Origin of the sequence: Paenibacillus sp. WLX1005, assembly GCF_046603685.1 — a bacterium.
Classification (GTDB): Bacteria; Bacillota; Bacilli; order Paenibacillales; family Paenibacillaceae; genus Saccharibacillus.
In genome coordinates, this window is the sequence record NZ_CP176756.1 from 132,501 (window position 1) to 153,763 (window position 21,263).

18 protein-coding genes, 8 tRNA genes and 1 rRNA gene (1 of these 27 only partly in view) are annotated in these 21,263 nt (G+C 48.3%); 26 read left to right on the forward strand and 1 reads right to left on the reverse strand.

Features of this window, described 5'->3' with window-relative positions; genetic code table 11:
* From ACE3MZ_RS00540 to hisJ, 25 genes are all read left to right on the forward strand, one after another.
* Window positions 1–1,721 (forward strand): 23S ribosomal RNA (locus tag ACE3MZ_RS00540) (it extends 1,211 nt beyond the left edge of the window).
* 67 nt (window positions 1,722–1,788) lie between these two features.
* Window positions 1,789–1,880: transfer RNA gene (locus ACE3MZ_RS00545), tRNA-Ser, on the forward strand.
* Window positions 1,881–1,936: 56 nt separating this feature from the next.
* A tRNA-Met gene (locus ACE3MZ_RS00550) sits at window positions 1,937–2,013 on the forward strand.
* 10 nt (window positions 2,014–2,023) lie between these two features.
* Window positions 2,024–2,099 (forward strand) — tRNA-Val (locus ACE3MZ_RS00555).
* A 6-nt stretch (window positions 2,100–2,105) separates the two neighbouring features.
* Window positions 2,106–2,181: transfer RNA gene (locus ACE3MZ_RS00560), tRNA-Thr, on the forward strand.
* Window positions 2,182–2,192: 11 nt separating this feature from the next.
* Window positions 2,193–2,268: transfer RNA gene (locus ACE3MZ_RS00565), tRNA-Asp, on the forward strand.
* 56 nt (window positions 2,269–2,324) lie between these two features.
* A tRNA-Phe gene (locus ACE3MZ_RS00570) sits at window positions 2,325–2,397 on the forward strand.
* Between the two features lie 11 nt (window positions 2,398–2,408).
* Window positions 2,409–2,493, forward strand: a tRNA-Tyr gene (locus tag ACE3MZ_RS00575).
* 12 nt (window positions 2,494–2,505) lie between these two features.
* Window positions 2,506–2,578 (forward strand) — tRNA-Lys (locus tag ACE3MZ_RS00580).
* Window positions 2,579–3,091: 513 nt separating this feature from the next.
* A complete protein-coding gene (locus ACE3MZ_RS00585; protein ID WP_411344630.1) occupies window positions 3,092–4,273 on the forward strand; it encodes a PucR family transcriptional regulator in 1,182 nt (393 codons plus the stop codon).
* Between the two features lie 368 nt (window positions 4,274–4,641).
* Entirely contained in the window at window positions 4,642–5,778 is a 1,137-nt protein-coding gene (locus ACE3MZ_RS00590) for an ABC transporter ATP-binding protein (protein WP_411344631.1), read from the forward strand.
* Between the two features lie 607 nt (window positions 5,779–6,385).
* Entirely contained in the window at window positions 6,386–7,324 is a 939-nt protein-coding gene (gene hprK, locus ACE3MZ_RS00595; RefSeq protein WP_411344632.1) for an HPr(Ser) kinase/phosphatase, read from the forward strand.
* A 14-nt stretch (window positions 7,325–7,338) separates the two neighbouring features.
* Window positions 7,339–8,385, forward strand: coding sequence for a prolipoprotein diacylglyceryl transferase (gene lgt / locus ACE3MZ_RS00600; RefSeq protein ID WP_411344633.1), 1,047 nt, complete (start codon window positions 7,339–7,341; stop codon window positions 8,383–8,385).
* Window positions 8,386–8,391: 6 nt separating this feature from the next.
* Window positions 8,392–9,045: a pyrophosphatase PpaX gene (gene ppaX / locus ACE3MZ_RS00605; RefSeq protein WP_411344634.1), complete on the forward strand. Its 654-nt coding sequence runs from the start codon at window positions 8,392–8,394 to the stop codon at window positions 9,043–9,045.
* Window positions 9,042–9,575: an acyltransferase gene (locus ACE3MZ_RS00610; protein WP_411344635.1), complete on the forward strand. Its 534-nt coding sequence runs from the start codon at window positions 9,042–9,044 to the stop codon at window positions 9,573–9,575. The genes ppaX and ACE3MZ_RS00610 overlap by 4 nt, the downstream gene beginning before the upstream one ends.
* A 211-nt stretch (window positions 9,576–9,786) precedes the next feature.
* Window positions 9,787–10,998, forward strand: a complete 1,212-nt coding sequence (locus ACE3MZ_RS00615) for an acyltransferase (RefSeq protein WP_411344636.1) — start codon at window positions 9,787–9,789, stop codon at window positions 10,996–10,998.
* Between the two features lie 487 nt (window positions 10,999–11,485).
* Window positions 11,486–12,676: an ATP phosphoribosyltransferase regulatory subunit gene (locus tag ACE3MZ_RS00620; RefSeq protein WP_411344637.1), complete on the forward strand. Its 1,191-nt coding sequence runs from the start codon at window positions 11,486–11,488 to the stop codon at window positions 12,674–12,676.
* A gap of 42 nt (window positions 12,677–12,718) precedes the next feature.
* The gene (gene hisG, locus ACE3MZ_RS00625; protein ID WP_411344638.1) at window positions 12,719–13,357 is read left to right on the forward strand and encodes an ATP phosphoribosyltransferase; all 639 of its coding nucleotides are present in this window, start codon (window positions 12,719–12,721) and stop codon (window positions 13,355–13,357) included.
* A gap of 70 nt (window positions 13,358–13,427) precedes the next feature.
* The gene (gene hisD, locus ACE3MZ_RS00630; protein ID WP_411344639.1) at window positions 13,428–14,711 is read left to right on the forward strand and encodes a histidinol dehydrogenase; all 1,284 of its coding nucleotides are present in this window, start codon (window positions 13,428–13,430) and stop codon (window positions 14,709–14,711) included.
* Between the two features lie 165 nt (window positions 14,712–14,876).
* Complete coding sequence (gene hisB, locus ACE3MZ_RS00635; RefSeq protein WP_411344640.1) at window positions 14,877–15,482, forward strand: imidazoleglycerol-phosphate dehydratase HisB; 606 nt, start codon at window positions 14,877–14,879, stop codon at window positions 15,480–15,482.
* Window position 15,483: 1 nt separating this feature from the next.
* Window positions 15,484–16,110: an imidazole glycerol phosphate synthase subunit HisH gene (gene hisH / locus ACE3MZ_RS00640; protein ID WP_411344641.1), complete on the forward strand. Its 627-nt coding sequence runs from the start codon at window positions 15,484–15,486 to the stop codon at window positions 16,108–16,110.
* Between the two features lie 161 nt (window positions 16,111–16,271).
* Window positions 16,272–17,003 carry a 1-(5-phosphoribosyl)-5-[(5-phosphoribosylamino)methylideneamino]imidazole-4-carboxamide isomerase gene (gene hisA, locus ACE3MZ_RS00645; protein ID WP_411344642.1) on the forward strand — a complete coding sequence of 244 codons (732 nt, stop codon included), beginning with the start codon at window positions 16,272–16,274 and terminating at the stop codon, window positions 17,001–17,003.
* 27 nt (window positions 17,004–17,030) lie between these two features.
* A complete protein-coding gene (gene hisF, locus ACE3MZ_RS00650) occupies window positions 17,031–17,789 on the forward strand; it encodes an imidazole glycerol phosphate synthase subunit HisF (protein WP_411344643.1) in 759 nt (252 codons plus the stop codon).
* Entirely contained in the window at window positions 17,789–18,538 is a 750-nt protein-coding gene (gene hisIE, locus ACE3MZ_RS00655; RefSeq protein WP_411344644.1) for a bifunctional phosphoribosyl-AMP cyclohydrolase/phosphoribosyl-ATP diphosphatase HisIE, read from the forward strand. The genes hisF and hisIE overlap by 1 nt, the downstream gene beginning before the upstream one ends.
* 46 nt (window positions 18,539–18,584) lie before the next feature.
* Window positions 18,585–19,409 (forward strand): histidinol-phosphatase HisJ, encoded by an 825-nt coding sequence (gene hisJ, locus ACE3MZ_RS00660; RefSeq protein WP_411344645.1) that lies wholly within the window; start codon window positions 18,585–18,587, stop codon window positions 19,407–19,409.
* Between the two features lie 177 nt (window positions 19,410–19,586).
* Here hisJ and ACE3MZ_RS00665 read toward each other — a convergent pair whose 3' ends face one another.
* Complete coding sequence (locus ACE3MZ_RS00665; RefSeq protein ID WP_411346653.1) at window positions 19,587–20,438, reverse strand: aldo/keto reductase; 852 nt, start codon at window positions 20,436–20,438, stop codon at window positions 19,587–19,589.
* 183 nt (window positions 20,439–20,621) lie between these two features.
* Between ACE3MZ_RS00665 and ACE3MZ_RS00670 the strand changes: the two genes are divergently transcribed.
* The gene (locus ACE3MZ_RS00670; protein WP_411344646.1) at window positions 20,622–21,035 is read left to right on the forward strand and encodes a MerR family transcriptional regulator; all 414 of its coding nucleotides are present in this window, start codon (window positions 20,622–20,624) and stop codon (window positions 21,033–21,035) included.
* Window positions 21,036–21,263: the final 228 nt, after the last annotated feature.

The window sequence follows — 21,263 nt, forward strand, 5'->3', positions numbered from 1 at the left end:
TTGATACATCTGTATCAGGGGTAGGGGAGCGTTGAATGAGGATTGAAGGTGTACCGCAAGGAGCGCTGGACATCATTCAAGTGAGAATGCCGGTATGAGTAACGAAAAGATCAGTGAGAATCTGATCCGCCGAAAACCTAAGGGTTCCTGAGGAAGGCTCGTCCTCTCAGGGTAAGTCGGGACCTAAGGCGAGGCCGAAAGGCGTAGTCGACGGACAACAGGTTGAAATTCCTGTACCACCGAAAGCCGCTATGAGCAACGGGGTGACGCAGGAGGGTAGTGACGCAGGCTGATGGATGCCTGTCTAAGCAGTGAGACTGGTGTGTAGGTAAATCCGCACACTCTAAGGTCAAGCTGTGATGGGGAGCGAAACTTACAGTAGCGAAGGTCATGATCTCACACTGCCAAGAAAAGCCTCTAGCCAGGAAGCAGGTGCCCGTACCGCAAACCGACACAGGTAGGTGAGAAGAGAATTCTAAGGCGCGCGGAAGAACTCTCGTTAAGGAACTCGGCAAAATGACCCCGTAACTTCGGGAGAAGGGGTGCCCCGGTAGTGTGAATAGCACGAGGGGGCCGCAGTGAAAAGGCCCAAGCGACTGTTTAGCAAAAACACAGGTCTGTGCGAAGCCGCAAGGCGAAGTATACGGGCTGACGCCTGCCCGGTGCTGGAAGGTTAAGGGGAGTGGTTAGTCTTCGGGCGAAGCTATGAACCGAAGCCCCAGTAAACGGCGGCCGTAACTATAACGGTCCTAAGGTAGCGAAATTCCTTGTCAGGTAAATTCTGACCCGCACGAATGGCGTAACGATTTGGGCGCTGTCTCAACGAGAGATCCGGTGAAATTTTAATACCTGTGAAGATGCAGGTTACCCGCGACAAGACGGAAAGACCCCATGGAGCTTTACTGCAGCTTGATATTGAACTGGGGTGCGATTTGTACAGGATAGGTGGGAGCCTTGGAAGAGGGAGCGCAAGCTTCCTTGGAGGCGCCGTTGGGATACCACCCTGATCGCATCTGAGTTCTAACCTAGTACCGTGATCCGGTACGGGGACCGTGTCAGGTGGGCAGTTTGACTGGGGCGGTCGCCTCCTAAAATGTAACGGAGGCGCCCTAAGGTTCCCTCAGAATGGTTGGAAATCATTCGAAGAGTGCAAAGGCAAAAGGGAGCTTGACTGCGAGACCTACAAGTCGAGCAGGGACGAAAGTCGGGCTTAGTGATCCGGTGGTACCGCATGGAAGGGCCATCGCTCAACGGATAAAAGCTACCCTGGGGATAACAGGCTTATCTCCCCCAAGAGTCCACATCGACGGGGAGGTTTGGCACCTCGATGTCGGCTCATCGCATCCTCCTGGGGCTGAAGTAGGTCCCAAGGGTTGGGCTGTTCGCCCATTAAAGCGGTACGCGAGCTGGGTTCAGAACGTCGTGAGACAGTTCGGTCCCTATCTGTCGTGGGCGTAGGAAATTTGAGAGGAGCTGTCCTTAGTACGAGAGGACCGGGATGGACGCACCGCTGGTGTACCAGTTGTTCCGCCAGGAGCATCGCTGGGTAGCTACGTGCGGACGGGATAAGCGCTGAAAGCATCTAAGCGTGAAGCCCCCCTCAAGATGAGATTTCCCAAGTTTAGTAAGACCCCTTGAAGACGACGAGGTTGATAGGTTGGGGGTGGAAGTGCAGCAATGCATGGAGCTGACCAATACTAATCGGTCGAGGGCTTATCCAAGATTCTAGACACGCGATGAGATCGTTTCGGATTCAGTTTTCAGGTGATTAACTTTGAAAATTTTCTTGGAGAGATACCCAAGTGGCTATAAGGGGACCCTCTGCTAAGGGGTTAGACTGCGTAAGCGGTGCGAGGGTTCGAATCCCTCTCTCTCCGCCACTAGAATTTTGAGTTTATTCAGAATTTTAGGGCAAATATTTGTTCTTTAATATCGTGGCGGTGTAGCTCAGCTGGCTAGAGCGTACGGTTCATACCCGTGAGGTCGGGGGTTCGATCCCCTCCGCCGCTACCATACATATCTTGGAGACTTAGCTCAGCTGGGAGAGCATCTGCCTTACAAGCAGAGGGTCGGGGGTTCGATCCCCTCAGTCTCCACCATAATGTGCCGGTGTAGCTCAGTTGGTAGAGCAACTGACTTGTAATCAGTAGGTCGGGGGTTCAAATCCTCTCGCCGGCACCATTTTTTTCTCTGGAACCGTGGTGTAGGGGTTAACATGCCTGCCTGTCACGCAGGAGATCGCGGGTTCAAATCCCGTCGGTTCCGCCATTTTTGATTTAGTATGACGAAATGGCTATACAGTATATTAACTTAATATACAGTATGGCTCGGTAGCTCAGTCGGTAGAGCAGAGGACTGAAAATCCTCGTGTCGGCGGTTCGATTCCGTCCCGAGCCATCTTTTATTGTGGAGGCTTAGCGAAGTGGCCAAACGCAGCAGACTGTAAATCTGTTCTCTCCGAGTTCGGTGGTTCGAATCCATCAGCCTCCACCAGTTTTTTTATAAGAGCCATTAGCTCAGTTGGTAGAGCACCTGACTTTTAATCAGGGTGTCGAAGGTTCGAGTCCTTCATGGCTCATCTAAAAGAAAGCATCTTACCTTGTTGGTAGGATGCTTTTTTGTTTTTATATTATTTTTTATGTTATAGGTTTGTGTTATAAATATCAGATAATAAGATAAGTTGTTCTATGCGTATCGCAACAAGATGATATGTAGCCAGAGAATTCAGAGAATTATTTTATCCAATGGTAAAGGTGATTGTTAGAATGGAACTTTGGTTTCTGTATTTTTACCTATTATAATGTAGAAAACTATTAATTTTGATATGAAATGAATTCTGAAATGATTCTGATGAGTTGTGATTGCTGTTTACATGATCTGCATATGAGAAGATGAGGATGAGATAAAGCAACAAGTTACAATGATAGAATCACAGAATGCTAGAATCAAGGATAGAACTACAGATGAAACTACAAGTGGAATTACAAATAGAATTACAGATAGAACTATAAATTATTTGAGATTATTGAAATAAGATGCCTAAAAATATAAAGCGAGTGGTGGAATTTGCGGATAGAAGGGAATTTACGTTATGGATGTAAATGAACTACGGCAACGGATTGAGCAGATTACTGGGTTGCGTATTGGAGAGCACCGTTTCAATGAAAGAGAGTGGGATAAGAGAGAGCGTTCTTTTGTAGGGATTGATATGGAACAAACTGAGTTACCATTGATGATTCCAGTGTTGCGTCAGGCTGGTGAAGTAGTTGTATGGGAAGTAGTAACAGATCATCATAGTGCTGTAGCAGATGATGCGGGTTCAGAAGGTAATGTAGTAAGTACAGATACTGCCAACATGAATGCTTCGGACGAAATGAAGCGTATTTACCAGCTGCTTGAGCTTTTGTTGCCTTCGGTCATGGGGTTGCAGCCGATGGAGTTATCTCCTGTTGTGCAGGGAAAGGATCAACAGGCGCGTGAATTGGGACAGTGGTTGGTGAGGCAGCTTAGTTTGCGTAATTCGTCGATGGAGATTCCAGATGAATATGTGATCAAGGAACGGCTGAATTCTGTTATGGTTCCTTTTCTGTTGCTTGCCGAGAGTTTGCAGATAGGCACGTTGAATGGTAAGCAATTGGAGAAGCTGGTATCCAGTTATTTTGATCGGGATATGCTATTGATTCCATTGCAAGATAATGAATGGTTGGTGCTGGCGAAGCATGAATTGATAGAGGATGAAGAAGATGGACGTGATATTGGAGACGAAAATGAGGATACAGAGGAAGATTTGCTGACTGCATTTGCGCTTGGATTGTATGAGTTGGTAGCGAGCGAATGGGTTGGAAGTTTTCATATTAGCGTGACGTTGCCACTAAATCCGCTTCATGGATTGGCGCAGACGGTGGCACAGCTTCGAGAGGCTATTCATCTCGGAAGATTGTTTCAGGTAACTGAGCATATTCATTTGCCATGGGAGTTACGGTTGGAGAGTCTGCTGTATCGTATTCCAGAAGAAGAACGGCAGCGGTTTGTGGAATCAGCAGATCACCATTCACATTTGTTTGGTGATGAGGAGACAGTAACGACACTAGAGACATTTTTCAAAATGGATTGCAATGTGAGTGAGACTGCCAAGCAATTGTATATTCATCGGAATACGTTATTGTATCGACTGGACAAGATCAAACAGGATACGCAGCTAGATGTACGGCGTTTTGAAGATGCGGTATTGATGCGGTTGACACTGCTATTGTATAAAGTGACAAAAAGCTGAAATGTTTTTTGTAGGTTTTGTCGATAGAGCTGGCGAGCAGATTAGGGTAAGATAGAAGCAGATAAAGTAACCGGTTTCAAAATAACGTTCAATAAATCATTTTGTGGGAACCTTCTTGTTAATTTGTTACAGACAGACGTGGTCATAATAAACTATGATCTGAATGTATGGAGACAACGTAGAAGGCAAACGTGATAGTTGATTCCACAAAATTAGTAAACCGGGATATCTTTGCTGCTTTTATCTTCATTTGATAGTCGCTCCCATTTGTTGTCGACTTCCTTATACATAATAGACAATAAAGCTGTGAGCGGAATGAATAACAGTACTGTAAAAAGACCACATTATATTTTGGGAGGTTTTTTATTATGGCAGGTGTACGCTTAGAGCATATTTTCAAAAAGTATCCGGGTTCCGATAAAGCAACAGTAGTTGATGTCAATCTGGACATTAAAGATAAAGAGTTTTTGGTGCTAGTTGGTCCTTCCGGTTGTGGTAAATCGACAACACTTCGTATGATCGCAGGTTTGGAAGAAATCTCCGAAGGCAAACTGTACATTGGCGATCGCGTCGTGAACGATGTAGCTCCAAAAGATCGCGATATCGCGATGGTGTTCCAATCTTACGCTTTGTACCCACATATGGATGTATACTCCAATATGGCGTTTGGTCTGAAACTGCGTAAGGTGAAAAAAGACGAAATCGAAAAACGCGTGCGTGAAGCTGCGAAAATTCTGGATATTGAGCATTTGCTGGATCGTAAGCCAAAAGCGCTGTCCGGTGGTCAACGTCAGCGTGTCGCGCTCGGTCGTGCGATCGTCCGTGATCCACAAGTCTTCCTGATGGATGAGCCGCTGTCCAACTTGGATGCGAAACTGCGTGGTCAGATGCGTGCGGAAATCACAAAACTGGCAAAACGTCTGCAAACGACTGTTATCTACGTAACGCATGATCAGATCGAAGCAATGACGATGGGTGATCGTATCGTTGTTATGAAAGATGGTATCATTCAACAGGCTGCTTCTCCGGAAGAACTGTACAACCATCCTCGTAACATGTTCGTAGCGGGCTTTATCGGTTCCCCGACTATGAACTTTATCCGTGGTACACTGTCTGAGAAAAATGGTGGTACCGTATTCTCCGCTGCTGGTCTGGAACTGAATCTTCCGGGCGGTAAAGCACAAGTACTGAAAGATCAAGGGTATACAGGCAAAGAAGTAATTCTGGGTGTTCGTCCAGAAGATATTCACGAAGAGCCAGTATTCCTGGAAGCTTCGCCGAACAGTGTATTCACTGCAAAAGTGGACGTTTCCGAGAACCTGGGTCACGAAACGTTGCTGTACCTGAGCGGCATTAGCTCTGACACCGTTATTGCTCGTGTTGATGGTCGTTCCACTACACGCGATAATGCTACAGTAACTATGGCAATCGATATGAACAAAGTACACATCTTCGATCCAGCTTCTGAAGATAACCTGTTCTATAGTGAGCCTGCAACTGTATAATATGTGCGATTTGCCGAATGGGTGAATCCTCACTATAGTAAGTAAAAAAAGACTGCCGAACCGATCAGGTTCTGGCAGTCTTTTTGGTATGGAGTAAGGTGAGCTGGTATGGAGTAAGGTGAGCTGGTATGGAGTAAGGTGAGCTGGTATGGAGTAAGGTGAGCTGGTATGGAGTAAGGTGAGCTGGTATGGAGTAAGGTGAGCTGGTATGGAGTAAGGTGAGCTGGTATGGAGTAAGGTGAGCTGGTATGGAGTAAGGTGAGCTGGTATGGAGTAAGGTGAGCTGGTATGGAGTAAGGTGAGCTGGTATGGAGTAAGGTGAGCTGGTATGGAGTAAGGTGAGCTGGTATGGAGTAAGGTGAGCTGGTATGGAGTAAGCGGTGTGCGGTTGCTTACTGCATTAGTGACATATGTGGATTTATGATTAGTATGGGTCATTCTATTGCTATAATGAACAATATGATGTCATTCAGCGTCCGAAATCCGGCACTCTGATTGATTTCGTTGCCATTTTCCATTACCATGGGTACATTGGCATCAATATGTACAACAATACAAATACACTCCTAACAAGACAAGTGACCTACTCAGGGAAAGGAAGAACAGAATGGCCAAACATGTAAAGGTTTCGGAATTAGTGCAGATGTTCCAGCTTGAGGTTGTATCCGGGGGACTTGGCTTAAAACGAAACATTACCGTAGATGATCTGAACCGTCCCGGTCTGGAGATGGCGGGTTATTTTGAGTATTATCCAACTGAGCGTGTACAAATCCTTGGACGCACAGAACTGGCTTTCTTCAAAATGCTGACGCATGAGGAAAAAGCAGAACGTATGAGCAAGCTATGTAACGAAGAGACTCCTTGTATCGTGGTAACACGAGGACTTGAGATTCCAGAGGAACTGGTGGAAGCAAGTGAAGCGCATGGACTTCCTGTTCTGCGCAGCAATCTTGCCACGACGATTCTCTCCAGTCGCATTACCAACTTCCTGGAGAAAAAACTGGCACCGACTGCAACGATTCATGGCGTACTCGTGGACATTTATGGCGTCGGTATGTTGATTACAGGCAGCAGCGGTATCGGTAAAAGTGAAACTGCACTGGAACTGGTGAAGCGTGGACATCGTCTGATTGCGGATGATGCGGTAGAGATTCGCCAAACGTCCGATAATCAGCTGCACGGTACAGCTCCAGAATTGATCCGCCACCTGCTGGAAATCCGTGGTGTCGGTATTATCAACGTGATGACGCTGTTCGGGGCAGGCGCGATCCGCAACAATAAACGGATTACGCTCGTTGTTCGTCTGGAAGCTTGGCAGCAGGACAAACAATATGACCGCATCGGTCTGGATGAAGAGACGACTAAAATCATCGATACGGATGTGCCTCTGGTGACGATCCCTGTACGTCCGGGACGAAATCTGGCGGTTATTATTGAAGTAGCGGCGATGAATTTCCGTCTGAAGCGGATGGGTTACAATGCAGCTCTCCAATTCACGCATAAGCTGACCGAGACGATTGCTGAAGATCTCGACGAACTGGATTAAGGAGAGGTTACGTTATGGGGACATTGTTGATTAATCCGATTGCTTTTTCGATTGGATCGCTGGAAGTGCACTGGTATGGTCTGATTCTGGGCTTTGGTGCGCTGATGGGTCTGCTATTCGCGATTCGTGAAGGCAAACGGTTCGGGATTCCGCAGGAGTTTTTCATGGACTTGCTGCTGTTTGGAGTGCCATCTGCGATTATCGCTGCGCGCATCTATTATGTGGCTTTTCGCTGGCCGGATTACAAAAATAATTTTGTAGACGTTTTTAAAATTTGGAATGGCGGTATTGCGATCTATGGCGCGCTGATTGGTGCGATCATCTGTGCGGTCATCTATACGCGCTACAAAGGCTACAATTTCTGGCGGATTGCGGATATTTGTGCACCTTCGTTATTGATTGGACAGCTGATTGGTCGCTGGGGGAACTTTGTCAATCAGGAAGCATACGGTGGTCCAGTCGATGAGTCATTCCTGCGTAGTAATCTTCATTTGCCAGATTTTATTGTGAATCAGATGAATGTAAACGGCATATACCATCATCCGACATTCCTGTATGAGTCGGTATGGAACATTGTTGGTGTGTTGCTGTTATGTACGCTGCGTCGTCGTCCTTTTGTACGCGCGGGTGAGATCTTTATGTCTTATTTTATCTGGTACGGTATTGGTCGTTTCTTTATCGAGGCATTGCGTACGGATAGTCTGACATTTGACGGTCCGGCATGGCTCGTATCGTTTGTTAACGGATTGTGGTCACCGATGACGCTGTTTGGATTCCAGCAAGGTGCGATTGAGCCGGGATATGGCAATATTCGTATTTCCCAGCTATTATCGCTGGTGCTGATTATCGTGGCGATTCTGCTGATTATCATTCGTCGTCGTACGGGGATGTCGAGCGCGCGCTATAGCGATCCGATTATCTCGACCAAGCATGGTCATGAATTTGCATCGGATACGGATGCAGCACGTGCGGGTACAGCGGCTGCACCAACCGCAGGCGAACCGCATAAGCCGCTACCTGCGGATGAGCAGGAAAGGGCTCATTCCGAGCGGAAGGAGTAATAAAATATGATTGATACGGTATTGTTTGATCTGGATGGAACGATTGTGGATACAAATGAATTGATTATCTCTTCTTTTATGAATGTGATGAATCAGCCGGACGTATTGCCGCTGACGCGTGAGCAGATTATTCCGCATATGGGCTTAACGCTGGAGCAACAGCTGCGTACGTTTTCCGGTCAGGATGATGTGACTTCGCTAGTGACCGCTTATCGGGAATATAGCTCGATTCATCATGATGCGATGGTCGCGCCATTTCCTGAAGTGAATATCGTACTATCCCGCTTGCAGGCGGAAGGTCTGAAGCTGGGTGTAGTAACGACGAAGATTCGGGCAACGACGGAAAAGGTATTAAAGCTATTCGAGCTGGATCAGTATATGCAGGTCATTATTACGCTGGACGATGTGGAGCATCCGAAGCCACATGCACAGCCGATTGAGCGGGCGCTGGAAGCGCTTGGCTCCTCGCCGGAAACGACGTTGATGGTGGGCGATAGCCCTGCCGATCTAAAATCAGCAGAAGCAGCAGGAGTGCGTTCAGCCGGTGTTGCTTGGTCGCTCAAAGGCGAAGAAGAGCTGTCCAAATATAAACCGACGTATATTTTGCAACAAATGAGTGATCTGTATGAACTGGTGCTGGGCGATACGGTAGATCGATGAGAAAGCTGGAGCATTATCCGGTGGACGGCAAGCGCAATGCGCTGCGCCAGATTTATCGTACGGTCAGCCCGTTTAAGGGAGTACGGAATTTTGTGTTTATCCAGCTCTCCCGGTATTGTCCGGTGCTGGAAATGAAAAACTGGATCTATCGCCATCTGCTCCGTATGGAAGTCGGCAGGGATACCGCTTTTGGACTGATGGTGATGGTGGATGTGTTTTTTCCGGAACGTATCAAGATTGGACGCAATTCGGTGATTGGGTACAATACGACCATTCTGGCGCATGAGTATCTGATCAAGGAATATCGTCTTGGCGATGTAGTGATCGGGGACGAAGTGATGATTGGCGCGAATTGTACGATTTTGCCGGGTGTTACGATTGGGGATGGTGCGATTGTGGCAGCAGGATCGGTCGTACATAAAGATGTGGCGGCAGGCTCTTTTGTCGGGGGAAACCCGCTGCGGGTGCTGTCCGGTCATTCACCAGTTGCTGATGTGTCCCATGATCCGGATTCTTCCATTCATTCCTAAAACGACATAGACAAATCAACAGAACATAGACAGAAGTGAAATAAGCAGCATGATGACAGCAGAGGATGGATCTGATCCTGTGCTGTCTCTGCATGCTGTACTGCATTGACGTGGTACACTGTGCATCAACTCTCTACAGGAACGACAAGCCTGGGAACATAGAGGTATTGATCTGGCTGTACCATTCTATATGTAAGGGGATGCTTTAACATTGAATCAACTCAAGAAGGAGCGGCTGCCTCAGCTCGATTTTTTTCGGGCGCTGGCGATCATTGGCGTACTGCATGTACATTCTACATCCAATGCGACGATTGAGGCTGTAAATACTTCCATTTATTATGTGTTTAATTTTCTGAATTTGATGTTTAAATACGGGACACCGTCCTTTATTTTTCTGAGCAGTTTTGTACTGTTTTACAACTATTATGATCGTCCGCTGAATAGTAAGCTGATTACAGGCTTTTATAAAAAGCGGATGCTGTACATTTTGTTGCCGTATATTCTGATCTCGGCATTGTATTTCATTTATAAGCTGTATACGCGTGAGCGGTTTGACGAACCAGTCGGGACGTTGATTATGGATTATGTGGATGCGATTTTCCACGGTTCCGCTTGGACGCATCTGTATTTTGTATTTATTAGCGTACAGTTCTACATTCTGTTCCCGCTGATGCTCTGGTTGCTGAAAAGTCAGCGCTGGATGGCTCGCTGGGCACTCGTGATCGGGCTAGCCGTGCAATGGGGCTGGGTGCTCTGGAACAAGTACGATCTTCACTATGCAAGTAAGGGCAGTATTGCCTTCTCATATTTTGCCTACTATATGATGGGGGCGTTTGTAGCGATTTATTTCCAACCATTCCGTAAATGGGTGATGACCAGTTGGAAAGATATGAATGGCGGGTTAAGATTAGTTACAGCGGTTCTGTGGATCAGCTGGCTCGTGACTGGATTGATCTATGTACAAATCTGGTATGATGCACGTTTGACGAATGAGTGGCTGGATTCGCTCTGGTACGAGTTCTTCTGGAATGTGTATACGATGCTGTCATCGCTCGTATTGTTCCAGTCAGCATTTATCCTCAACCGGATCGCACCCAAAGGAATACTGGCAGTGTTACGCCGCTTGGGTGAAGTGTCATTTGCTGTGTATCTGGTGCATCCGTTTATTCTTGCCTTTTATCGGGAGACGCAGGATTGGTTCTCGATGGGCACACTTACGTATTTTGCATGGATCTATGCCGGGCTGATTATTGCGCTGGTTGTGTCTACATTGTTTGTACAGTTTCTGTTCCGGCGCTTCTCCTATTCATGGGTACTACTGGGTAGCATTCCGTATTCACTATCTGGACGTCATCGGGAAAAGAAAGCGCAGCGTGATAAAGTACGTCAGGATACCGATGCGGTACGTCGAACGAATCCGTAAGTTTGAATGATCCATTGATGAGAGTTAGCGTAAGGATTGATAAGAAGCAGCGCCAGATCATGCCTGTAGCTGACTTGTAAATGAACGATTTACGGTTCATTATCGTTTAGTGATGATACAATAGCCCCTGATTTCCATATGAATGGAAGTTGGGGGTTTTTGCTATGCACATGTATAGGTGGATGATTGTCAAACAGGATTACAGATGCAAAAGAGCGAAAGTAGTGAGGGTAATAAAAGCAATAAAATGAATGAACAATAGTTGCTAGGTTCAGATAAGTACATCCTGTATTTTCCGGGAAATATCAGCCGTTGAATCATTATCATATTGGGGTAATAGAGAGAAGCTATCTTACTTGCTGACGTGGCTGTCCCTGTAATTGACGAGGTAGAACAGGTATGGTAATATATCAAATATCCTTTACTTTATTAGCAAAGTAACACTTTAATGTGTTAAAATATATAATTTTAATTAGAGGTGACTGTTTTGTCGAAACCGAAAGGATTTGAAAAGCCGATTGGCGTGCGGGATTATCTGCCGCATGTTGTATCCAAGCTTCGCTATATCGAGCAAAATGTGCTGGATTGCATGTCTCGTTGGGGATACCGGCAAATCATCACGCCAACGCTTGAATATTACGATACGGTAGGTGTAGCAAGTTCCACCTCCGACAGCAAACTATTCAAAATGCTGAATAACCGCGGTACAACGATGGTACTGCGTTCCGATATGACCACACCGATTGCGCGCGTGATGAGTTCGCTGTTGCAGCAGGAAGAAGTGCCGGTGCGTCTTGCGTATCATGCGAATGTATTTCGCTCCATTGAAGAAGAAGCAGGACGAGAAGCGGAATTTTTCCAAACGGGAGCTGAGCTGGTTGGTGTAGATTCGCCAGAAGGAGATGCGGAAGTGATCGCGTTGGCAATCTCGTCATTACAGGCGGCAGGGGTGCAGAATTTTCAAATATCACTCGGTCATGTTGGGTTTCTGAGTGGGATTCTGGAAGAAGCACTGCCGGGACAAAAGGACAAGCAGGAGGCGCTCAAGGAACATCTGCTGAATCGTGATTTTGTCGGTTTCCGTGAGCAACTGAGTGCATTCCAGCTATCACAGGCGCAAAGTGCTGAATTGGAAGGACTGCTGCGATTGCGTGGAGCGCAGGATATTTGTGAACAGGCGCTGGAGATCAGCAGTAACCCGCAGGCAGCCGATGCGATTCGTCATCTGTGCAAAGTGTGGGAAGTGCTGGAAGCGTACGATATGTCTGAATATGTAATGATCGATCTAACGATGATCGGTAACTTTTCCTATTATACGGGCATGGTATTCGAAGGCTATGCAGCCGAATTGGGATCACCGGTATGCAGTGGCGGTCGATATGATAATCTGCTGTCCCAGTTCGGACGTCCACTGGCAGCAACCGGATTCGCACTGAAAACGAATCGGATTCTGGATGGTGTACAACTGCCAGTACCAGCCGCACCGCAACCGGTATTGATCGTATACGATGAATTAAGCCGTCATCATGCTTTTGCAAAGGCTAGTGAACTACGCCGACAGGGTACGATTGTGGTGACACGTCATGAAGAAGCAGAAGTAGTGGAAAATGAACAGGAGCCAATCGACGGATACAGTCAGGTGCTGCGATTTGCACATGGCAAGCCCGTTCTGACCTGATACCGTTCCAAGTCAAAATGATAACAGGGAGATGCAGACCTGATGAGCCAGATATTAAAAGTAGCCATGCCCAAAGGGCGTATCTATAAAAAAGCCGCCGAGATGTTCCGTGAAGCGGGTATTCCCGTTCCGATTGATGTGGACGACTCGCGCAAGCTGATCGTGGAACTACCGGAAGCAGGGATGGAGTTTATCCTTGCTAAACCGGTCGATGTACCGATCTATGTCGAGCACGGTGTCGCCGATATTGGCATCGTTGGCAAAGACGTGCTGATGGAAGAAAATCGCGACGTATACGAGCTGCTTGATCTGGGCATCGCTCGTTGCCGTATGTCCGTGATCGCATTACCGGATTGGGAGCCGGGCATTCGCCAACGGGTTGCTACCAAATATCCGAATGTGGCATCCCAGTATTTTCGTGAACGTGGACAACAGGTGGAAGTGATCAAGCTGAACGGTTCGATTGAACTGGCGCCGATGATCGGGCTGGCAGATCGAATCGTCGATATGGTCGAGACCGGACAGACATTGCGCGAGAATGGGCTAGTAGAAATGGAAGAATTGTTCGGTATCACCAGCCGTCTGATCGCCAACCGGGTCAGCTATCGGATGAAAAATGAAGAGATTCAACAGTTATGCGATCATTTACAAAAGGTGATTGTACAGCCGTCAGCAACATAAGGAACGATATAGAGAAACGCCAATAAATATCTGTTAGTCAACAGAGGCAGGAGTAAAGGAGAGAGCGGTATTGAAAATAGTATCTGCACGTGATTTTGATCTGCGGCGCGAGGTGGAATACGGCTCGCCGGAGCAAAATGCCACAGTAAAACAAATCGTTACTGACATTAAGCAGCAGGGCGATGCGGCGTTGCTGGATTATACAAGTCGGTTTGACCGCACGGAATTAACAGCCGACCGGCTACGAGTGACGCCAGATGAATTGCAGGCAGCGTATGCGCTAGTAGAGCCTTCGTTTATTCAAGCGATTACGCAGGCGGCGGATAATATTCGCCAATTTCATCAAAAGCAAAAGCGCAATTCGTGGATGGATCTACAGCCGGATGGCAGTCTGCTTGGTCAGATAATTCGCCCGCTGAAGCGTGTCGGCGTATACGTACCCGGCGGCAAGGCGGCATATCCGTCCTCTGTGCTAATGAATGTAATCCCGGCGCAGGTAGCTGGTGTGCCAGAGATTGTGATGGTGACACCGCCTGCAACGGGCGGAACAGAAGGCATTGATCCCTACATTCTGGTGACAGCAGCCGAAGCGGGTGTAACGGAAATCTACCGTGTGGGCGGTGCGCAGGCGATTGCTGCACTTGCTTACGGAACGGAAAGCATTCAGCCGGTTGATAAAATCTGCGGTCCCGGCAATATCTATGTCGCACTGGCAAAACGTGAAGTGTACGGCATTGTCGATATCGACAGCATCGCAGGTCCAAGCGAAATCGTCGTACTAGCGGATGAGCAGTCCAATCCAGCGTATATCGCTGCCGATCTGCTATCTCAGGCAGAGCATGACGAGATGGCATCTGCCATTCTGGTAACGCCATCTCAGCGGATTGCAGATGAAGTAGCTGCTGAAGTACAGCGTCAGCTGGAAACTTTGCCACGTCGTGAGATTGCGGCAGCATCGGTGAACAATTACGGTGCGATTATCGTTACCACAGATCTGAACGAGGGCATCAGTGTCGTCAACCGATTGGCGCCGGAGCATCTGGAGATTATGGTCGATCAGCCGATGAATATTGTTGGACTGATCGAAAATGCCGGTGCGATCTTCCTCGGCAACTACAGCTCGGAGCCGGTAGGTGACTATTTTGCCGGACCGAATCATATTATTCCGACAAACGGCACGGCACGCTTCTCGTCGCCAGTCGATGTGGATGATTTTATCAAAAAATCGAGCATGATTTCCTATAGCAAGGAAGCGCTGCTGGCAAACGGCAATATTATTATGGAGCTAGCGCGTCACGAAGGTCTGGAAGGTCACGCACGAGCAATTCAGATTCGTTTGGAACAAGAAGGATAAGCCGCGGCACCTTGTGTAGGTATAAGGTAAACCATGTATCCGATAACCGGTCAGAACAACGGCATCTTCTATGCTGGTGAATGAAGCTTCTTGCCAGTAGTCAGACTGCATACGGAACAGATATAAAATCAATCGTGAATTTAAACATGCTGGGGGAGTAGCCATATGTCAACGGAAAACCAGAATATACGCCGCGCGGAGGTTAGCCGCAAAACGAATGAAACGAATATTGAGCTTGCTTTTCAGGTGGATGGCACCGGGCAGGCGGAGATTGAGACGGATGTGCCGTTTCTGAATCATATGCTGGATTTGTTCACCAAGCACGGTCATTTTGATCTGACGCTCAAGGCGCAGGGAGACATCGAGATCGACGATCACCATACGGTCGAAGATATCGGTATCTGTCTCGGTCAAACGCTGCGTGAGGCGCTTGGAGACAAACGTGGTATCAAGCGCTATGCAAATGTATTTATCCCGATGGATGAAGCGCTGGCGCAGGTTGTAATTGATGTGAGCAACCGTCCGCATTTTGAATATCGTGCGGACTATCCTTCTGCGCAGGTAGGTAGTTTTCAGGTGGAGCTGGTACATGAGTTTCTGTGGAAGCTGGCGCTGGAAGCGCGCATTACGCTGCATGTTATCGTGCATTACGGTAAAAATACGCACCATATGATCGAAGCGGTGTTCAAAGCGCTTGGTCGTGCCATTGATGAAGCGACATCCATCGATCCGCGTGTGACAGGAGTGCCTTCGACGAAGGGAGTGCTGTAAGATGGCAATTGCAATTGTAGATTATGGTATCGGCAATCTTCATAGCGTCAGCAAGGCGATTGAGCGTCTTGGCTATGATTACATCATTACCGGTGATCGGGAAGAGATTCTGGCGGCGGATGGTGTGATTTTGCCGGGCGTGGGTGCGTTTGGCGATGCGATGAATCATATTCGCGAAGGCGGCATGGATCATGTCGTGCAGGAGGTTGCTGCTAGCGGCAAGCCGCTGCTGGGCATCTGTCTGGGCATGCAGCTATTGTTCAGCGAGAGTGAGGAGTATGGTATCCATCGCGGGCTGGACATTTTGCCGGGTAGAGTCGTACGCTTTGTGGAAGGACAGTATAAAGTGCCGCATATGGGCTGGAATCAGCTGGAGTACAAGCAGCCGGATCATGCGCTGGTGCGCGATCTGTATGCGGGTCATGCGTATTTTGTCCATTCGTATCATGTGCTGCCGGAGCATCCAGAAGACCTGATTGCCGTAACGGAGTACGGTCATCCAGTGACGGCGATTGTCGGTCGTGACAATGTGTATGGCATGCAGTTCCACCCAGAAAAGAGCGGTGAGCTAGGCAAGCTGCTGCTGCGTAATTTCTTGGCGCTGTGTGTGGGCGAACGCGTTCAATAATGTTGCAATTTGGAACAGAGTAAAAGCGAAGCAGGTATGATCGCTTCATGACAATACCTGCGACGATATTGTTGCAGATGTGCAACATGATAGAGTATGGCGAGAAAGCAAATCGAAGCGCATCGCACGCTTCATCATGCATCTACTAAGGAGGAAATGCTTTGTCTTCTTTTACTATTTATCCGGCAATTGATATTCGTGGCGGTCGCTGTGTGCGATTGATCCAGGGTGATTATAATCAGGAAACGGTATACAATGACGATCCGACGGCGGTAGCAGCCGGTTTTGCAGAGCAGGGCGCATCATTCGTGCATTTGGTTGATCTGGATGGTGCCAAAGCAGGGCATCCGGTCAATCACGAACTGATCGGTCGTATTGCCAGCCAATTGCAGGTGCCAGTACAGATCGGTGGCGGTCTGCGTACATTTGCCGATGTAGAGCAATTGCTGAGTCTGGGCGTTCATCGTGTCATTATCGGGACAGCGGCGATTGAAGATCGTGAATTTACCGAATCGGTGCTAGGCACGTATGGTGATCGTGTTGCGATCGGTATTGATGCACGCGACGGATATGTGGCGACACGCGGCTGGCTCGAAACATCGCAAGTCAAAGCAGAGGTGCTGGCAACCGAGCTGGCAGCCAAAGGTGCAGAGACGTTTATTTTCACCGATATCTCCCGTGATGGTATGATGCAAGGACCGAACATCGAAGCGATTGCGGCGATTGCGAAGGCTTCTGGTAAACAAGTGATTGCATCTGGCGGTGTAACGGTGCTGGACGATCTGGTCAAGCTGGCGGAGCGCCGTGAGGAAGGTATTAGCGGAGCGATTGTCGGCAAGGCGATCTATACAGGCAAAATTGATTTGCAGCAGGCGCTGCGTACAATCGGCTAAATAACCAACCGGAGAGGGGGAAACCACATGCTGGCGAAGCGGATTATTCCGTGTCTGGATGTGAAAGAAGGACGGGTCGTCAAAGGCGTGAATTTTGTCAATTTGCGTGATGCGGGCGATCCGGTAGAGCTAGCGGCGCTGTATGACCGCGAAGGCGCGGATGAACTAGTATTTCTGGATATCTCGGCATCGGTAGAAGGACGCGAAACGATGGTGGATGTGGTGCGCCGGACAGCGGAGGAAATCTCGATTCCGTTTACAGTGGGCGGCGGCATCTCCTCGGTCGAAGATATGAAAAAAATTCTGCGCGCAGGTGCGGACAAAATCGGCATCAATACCGCGGCTGTTCTGAATCCGCAGCTGATCAACGACGGCTCGCAGCGCTTTGGCGCGCAATGCATCGTCGTCGCTGTGGATGCACGCTTCAATGAAGATTGGGGCGACTGGGAAGTGTACACGCACGGTGGGCGCAAACCGACCGGCATCAAGGCGCTTGATTGGGTCAAAGAAGCTCAGCAGCGCGGTGCGGGCGAGATTCTGCTGACGAGTATGGATGCGGACGGCACCAAAGATGGCTTCGATCTGCCGCTTACGCGTGCAGTGTGCGAAGCGGTTAGCATTCCAGTGATTGCTTCTGGTGGCGCAGGCTTGCCGGAGCATTTTCAGGAAGTGTTCGAGCAAGCGAATGCGGATGCGGGATTGGCAGCAACCATTTTCCATTACAAGGAGATTTCGATTCCAGCATTGAAAACGGAATTGAAAGCCGAAGGAGTGGAGATTCGCTAATGAACGACTCCAACAGTTATAATCAATTTCAAAACGAAATCTTGCAGCAATCCCATTCCTGGGACGAACTGAATGCCAATATTCGCTGGGATCGCGACGGACTGGTGCCTGCCATCGTGCAGGATGCCGATAGTCATATGGTGCTGATGATGGCGTATATGAATAGCGAATCGCTGCGGCGTTCGCTGGATTCTGGCGATACGTGGTTCTGGAGCCGCTCGCGCCAGGAGTATTGGCACAAGGGCGGTACATCCGGCAATACGCAGCGTATCACGTCGCTCTATTACGATTGCGATGGTGATACACTGCTGGTCAAAGTGCGTGCCAATGGACCGGCTTGTCATACAGGGCGGATTAGCTGCTTTTATAATGAGGTGAATGAAGTGGACAACAAACCAGTATTTGAACATTCCAATGAACAACCACAAACAACAAACGGAGTATCCGCTGACCGTTTTGCCATTCTTGGTGAATTGGAGCAGATGATCGCCGACCGTGATCGTGAACGCCCAGAAGGTGCGTATACGACGTATCTATTTGAAAAAGGGATCGACAAAATCTTGAAAAAAGTCGGCGAGGAAACAGCGGAAACGATCATCGCTGCCAAAAACAGCGATAACGACGAGCTGCGCTATGAAGTGAGCGATCTGATCTACCATCTGCTCGTTCTGTTGCAAGAGCGTAAGCTGCCGCTGAACGATGTACTGGCTGAGCTGGATCGTCGTCATGAGCGTCCGCGCAAAGACTGAGCGTAGGGAGCAGTACGATACGTGATGTACGGAAGGAGCATGGATCATGCTGATTGATTACCATACGCACAATGTTCGCTGCGGTCATGCCGTGGGCGAGCTGGAGGAATATGTGCAGCGCGGAATAGAGATCGGGCTATCCCATCTGGGCTTGTCCGATCATCTGCCGCTTATTCATGTGAATCCGGCTACCTATTATCCAGAAATGGCAATGCCGATGGATGAGCTGCCGCGATATGTGGAAGAATGTTTGCGGCTCAAGGATAAGTATCGTCAGGACATCCAGATTCGGGTCGGACTAGAAGCCGATTATATCGAAGGATATGAAGAGACGATTCGGAGTATTCTGGAGCGCTATCCGTTTGACTATGTAATCGGTTCGGTTCATTTTCTCGGAGAATGGGATATTTCCGATTATCGGCAGACGCACAATTGGGAAGGTCGCGATGTGCTGGATGTGTACCGTCAGTATTACGATGCAGTGCAAAAGGCAGCAGCGACCGGATTGTACGATATTACCGGTCATCTGGATGTGATCAAGCGCTTCGGTCAAGTACCGCCAGTAGAGCAGGAGGCGGAACGCTGGGCGCTGGAAGATGCGGCACTGCGTGCGGTGAAGCAGGCGGATATGGCGATGGAGCTGAATTCGTCTGGTTTATTCAAAGTATGCGCCGAGATCTTCCCATCCCGGCGAATCGTAGAGCAGGCGATTGCACTGGGCATTCCGCTCACGCTCGGCTCGGATGCACATGATCCGCTCAAGCTGAGTGATGGACTGGATCAGGCACGCGCGCAATTGCAGGAGCTAGGTGTCGAGCAGGTTGCTGTATTTGAGAATCGGCAACGTTCGCTTGTACCGCTGAACGACTGAGTGACATTTATCTGCTTGAAGCAGGCGGTACAATGAGCAAGATAACATGGTCGATGGATATTGATAGATATCGAAATTTGTGATGCTGTATCAGTAAAATAAAGGACAAGCGCAGGCATATGCCATGGCGCTTGTCCTTTTTGCGATGTATGAGATTCATTTGGTACGCATATACCGTTACAGTTCGACCTTCCAGTTGCCCATCATCTTGGCAACTTCTGGGTCCTGATGATTCAGGAATAAGCTTGCTCCCATATCCAACGCGGCAATTTGTTGCAGATCATCGGTACTCAATTCAAAATCGAAGATATCGATATTTGCGATAATCCGCTCTTTGCTGACTGATTTAGGAATTACAACGATATGACGCTGTACCAACCAGCGCAGTACTACTTGCGCGATAGACTTATTGTACTTGTGACCGATAGCTGCCAGCACTTCATTGCTAAATAAATCATTTCTACCTTCGGCAAATGGTCCCCATGATTGATGCTGGACGCCCTGTGCTTGCATGAACACCAGATTGTCATCCTGCTGATAAAATGGATGCGTTTCGACCTGATTCACAGCGGGAGCCACCTGATTATGAACGATCAGATCCATTAACCGTTCTGGAGAGAAATTGCTAACGCCGATCGATTTGATCTTGCCAGCATGATACAGCTCCTCCATCGCACGCCATGCGCCATAATAATCACCAAACGGCTGATGGATTAGATACAGATCAATATAGTCCAGTTGCAGCTTGTTCAGCGACTTGGCAAAAGCAAGCTTGGCACGCTCATAATCCGCATCCTGCACCCATAACTTGGTCGTAATAAACAATTCCTCACGCGGAATGCCGCTGCGCCGAATCGCTCGTCCTACCGCTTCTTCATTCATATAACCGGCAGCCGTATCGATCAGGCGATAGCCCGCCATCAGCGCATCGTATACCGCATTCTCGCATTGCTCTGCATCTGGAATCTGATATACACCAAAACCGATAATCGGCATCTGCACACCGTTATTCAACGTTACTGTTTGCATCATGTATTCCTCCTGAGATTATAGAATGGGATTGGCAAATGGTGACATTGGCATGCCTGCACAGAAAGTACAATTCAGGGATGTTGTTTGCAGCGCATTTGCTTTACACTAAGCCTAGCGCCTTCGTGTTACACGAAGTCAAGACATTTTGCGAGAAAAAATGTTGAAGGAGGATGATGGAGGATGTATACGGTCAAAGAAGCTGCACTAATGACGGGGCTGACACAGCATGCTGTACGTTTTTATACTGATAAAGAATTGGTGCCTAGCGTCCAGCGGGATGCCAACAATATCCGTCTGTTTGACGAGGATTCGATTAACTGGCTGTATGGTATCAAATGTCTCAAGCAATCCGGTATGCCGATTGAAATGATCAAAGTGTATGTCGATCTCTGTCTGGAAGGCGATTCCACAATTGCGCAGCGCTACGAGATGATGATGAAGTACAAGGAAGCCGCACTGGTTCAACTGGAAGAAGCCAAACAACGCGTCGCCCATCTGGAGCAAAAAGCGATCCAATATCAAGCCATTCTGGAGCAACGGATGCCAGATATGACCAACCCCGGCAATTGGCGCACCATCCGGCAGGATGCCTGAATCTGCATAACATAGCTATACCAAGTCCAGCGCTCAAATTGGACTGTACAACAAAAAAGAACAATACTATGGCCGCGGTCATTGTCCGCAGACGCATAGATTGTTCTTTTTTACTTCTATCGTATGAACAAACGATTCAGTTACATTAGTTGCAAAGGTACATAGTTCATTGTGCATCCTATCGCGCATTCCCTAATACACCTAATATAGCCGCGCACGCTCAAGTCA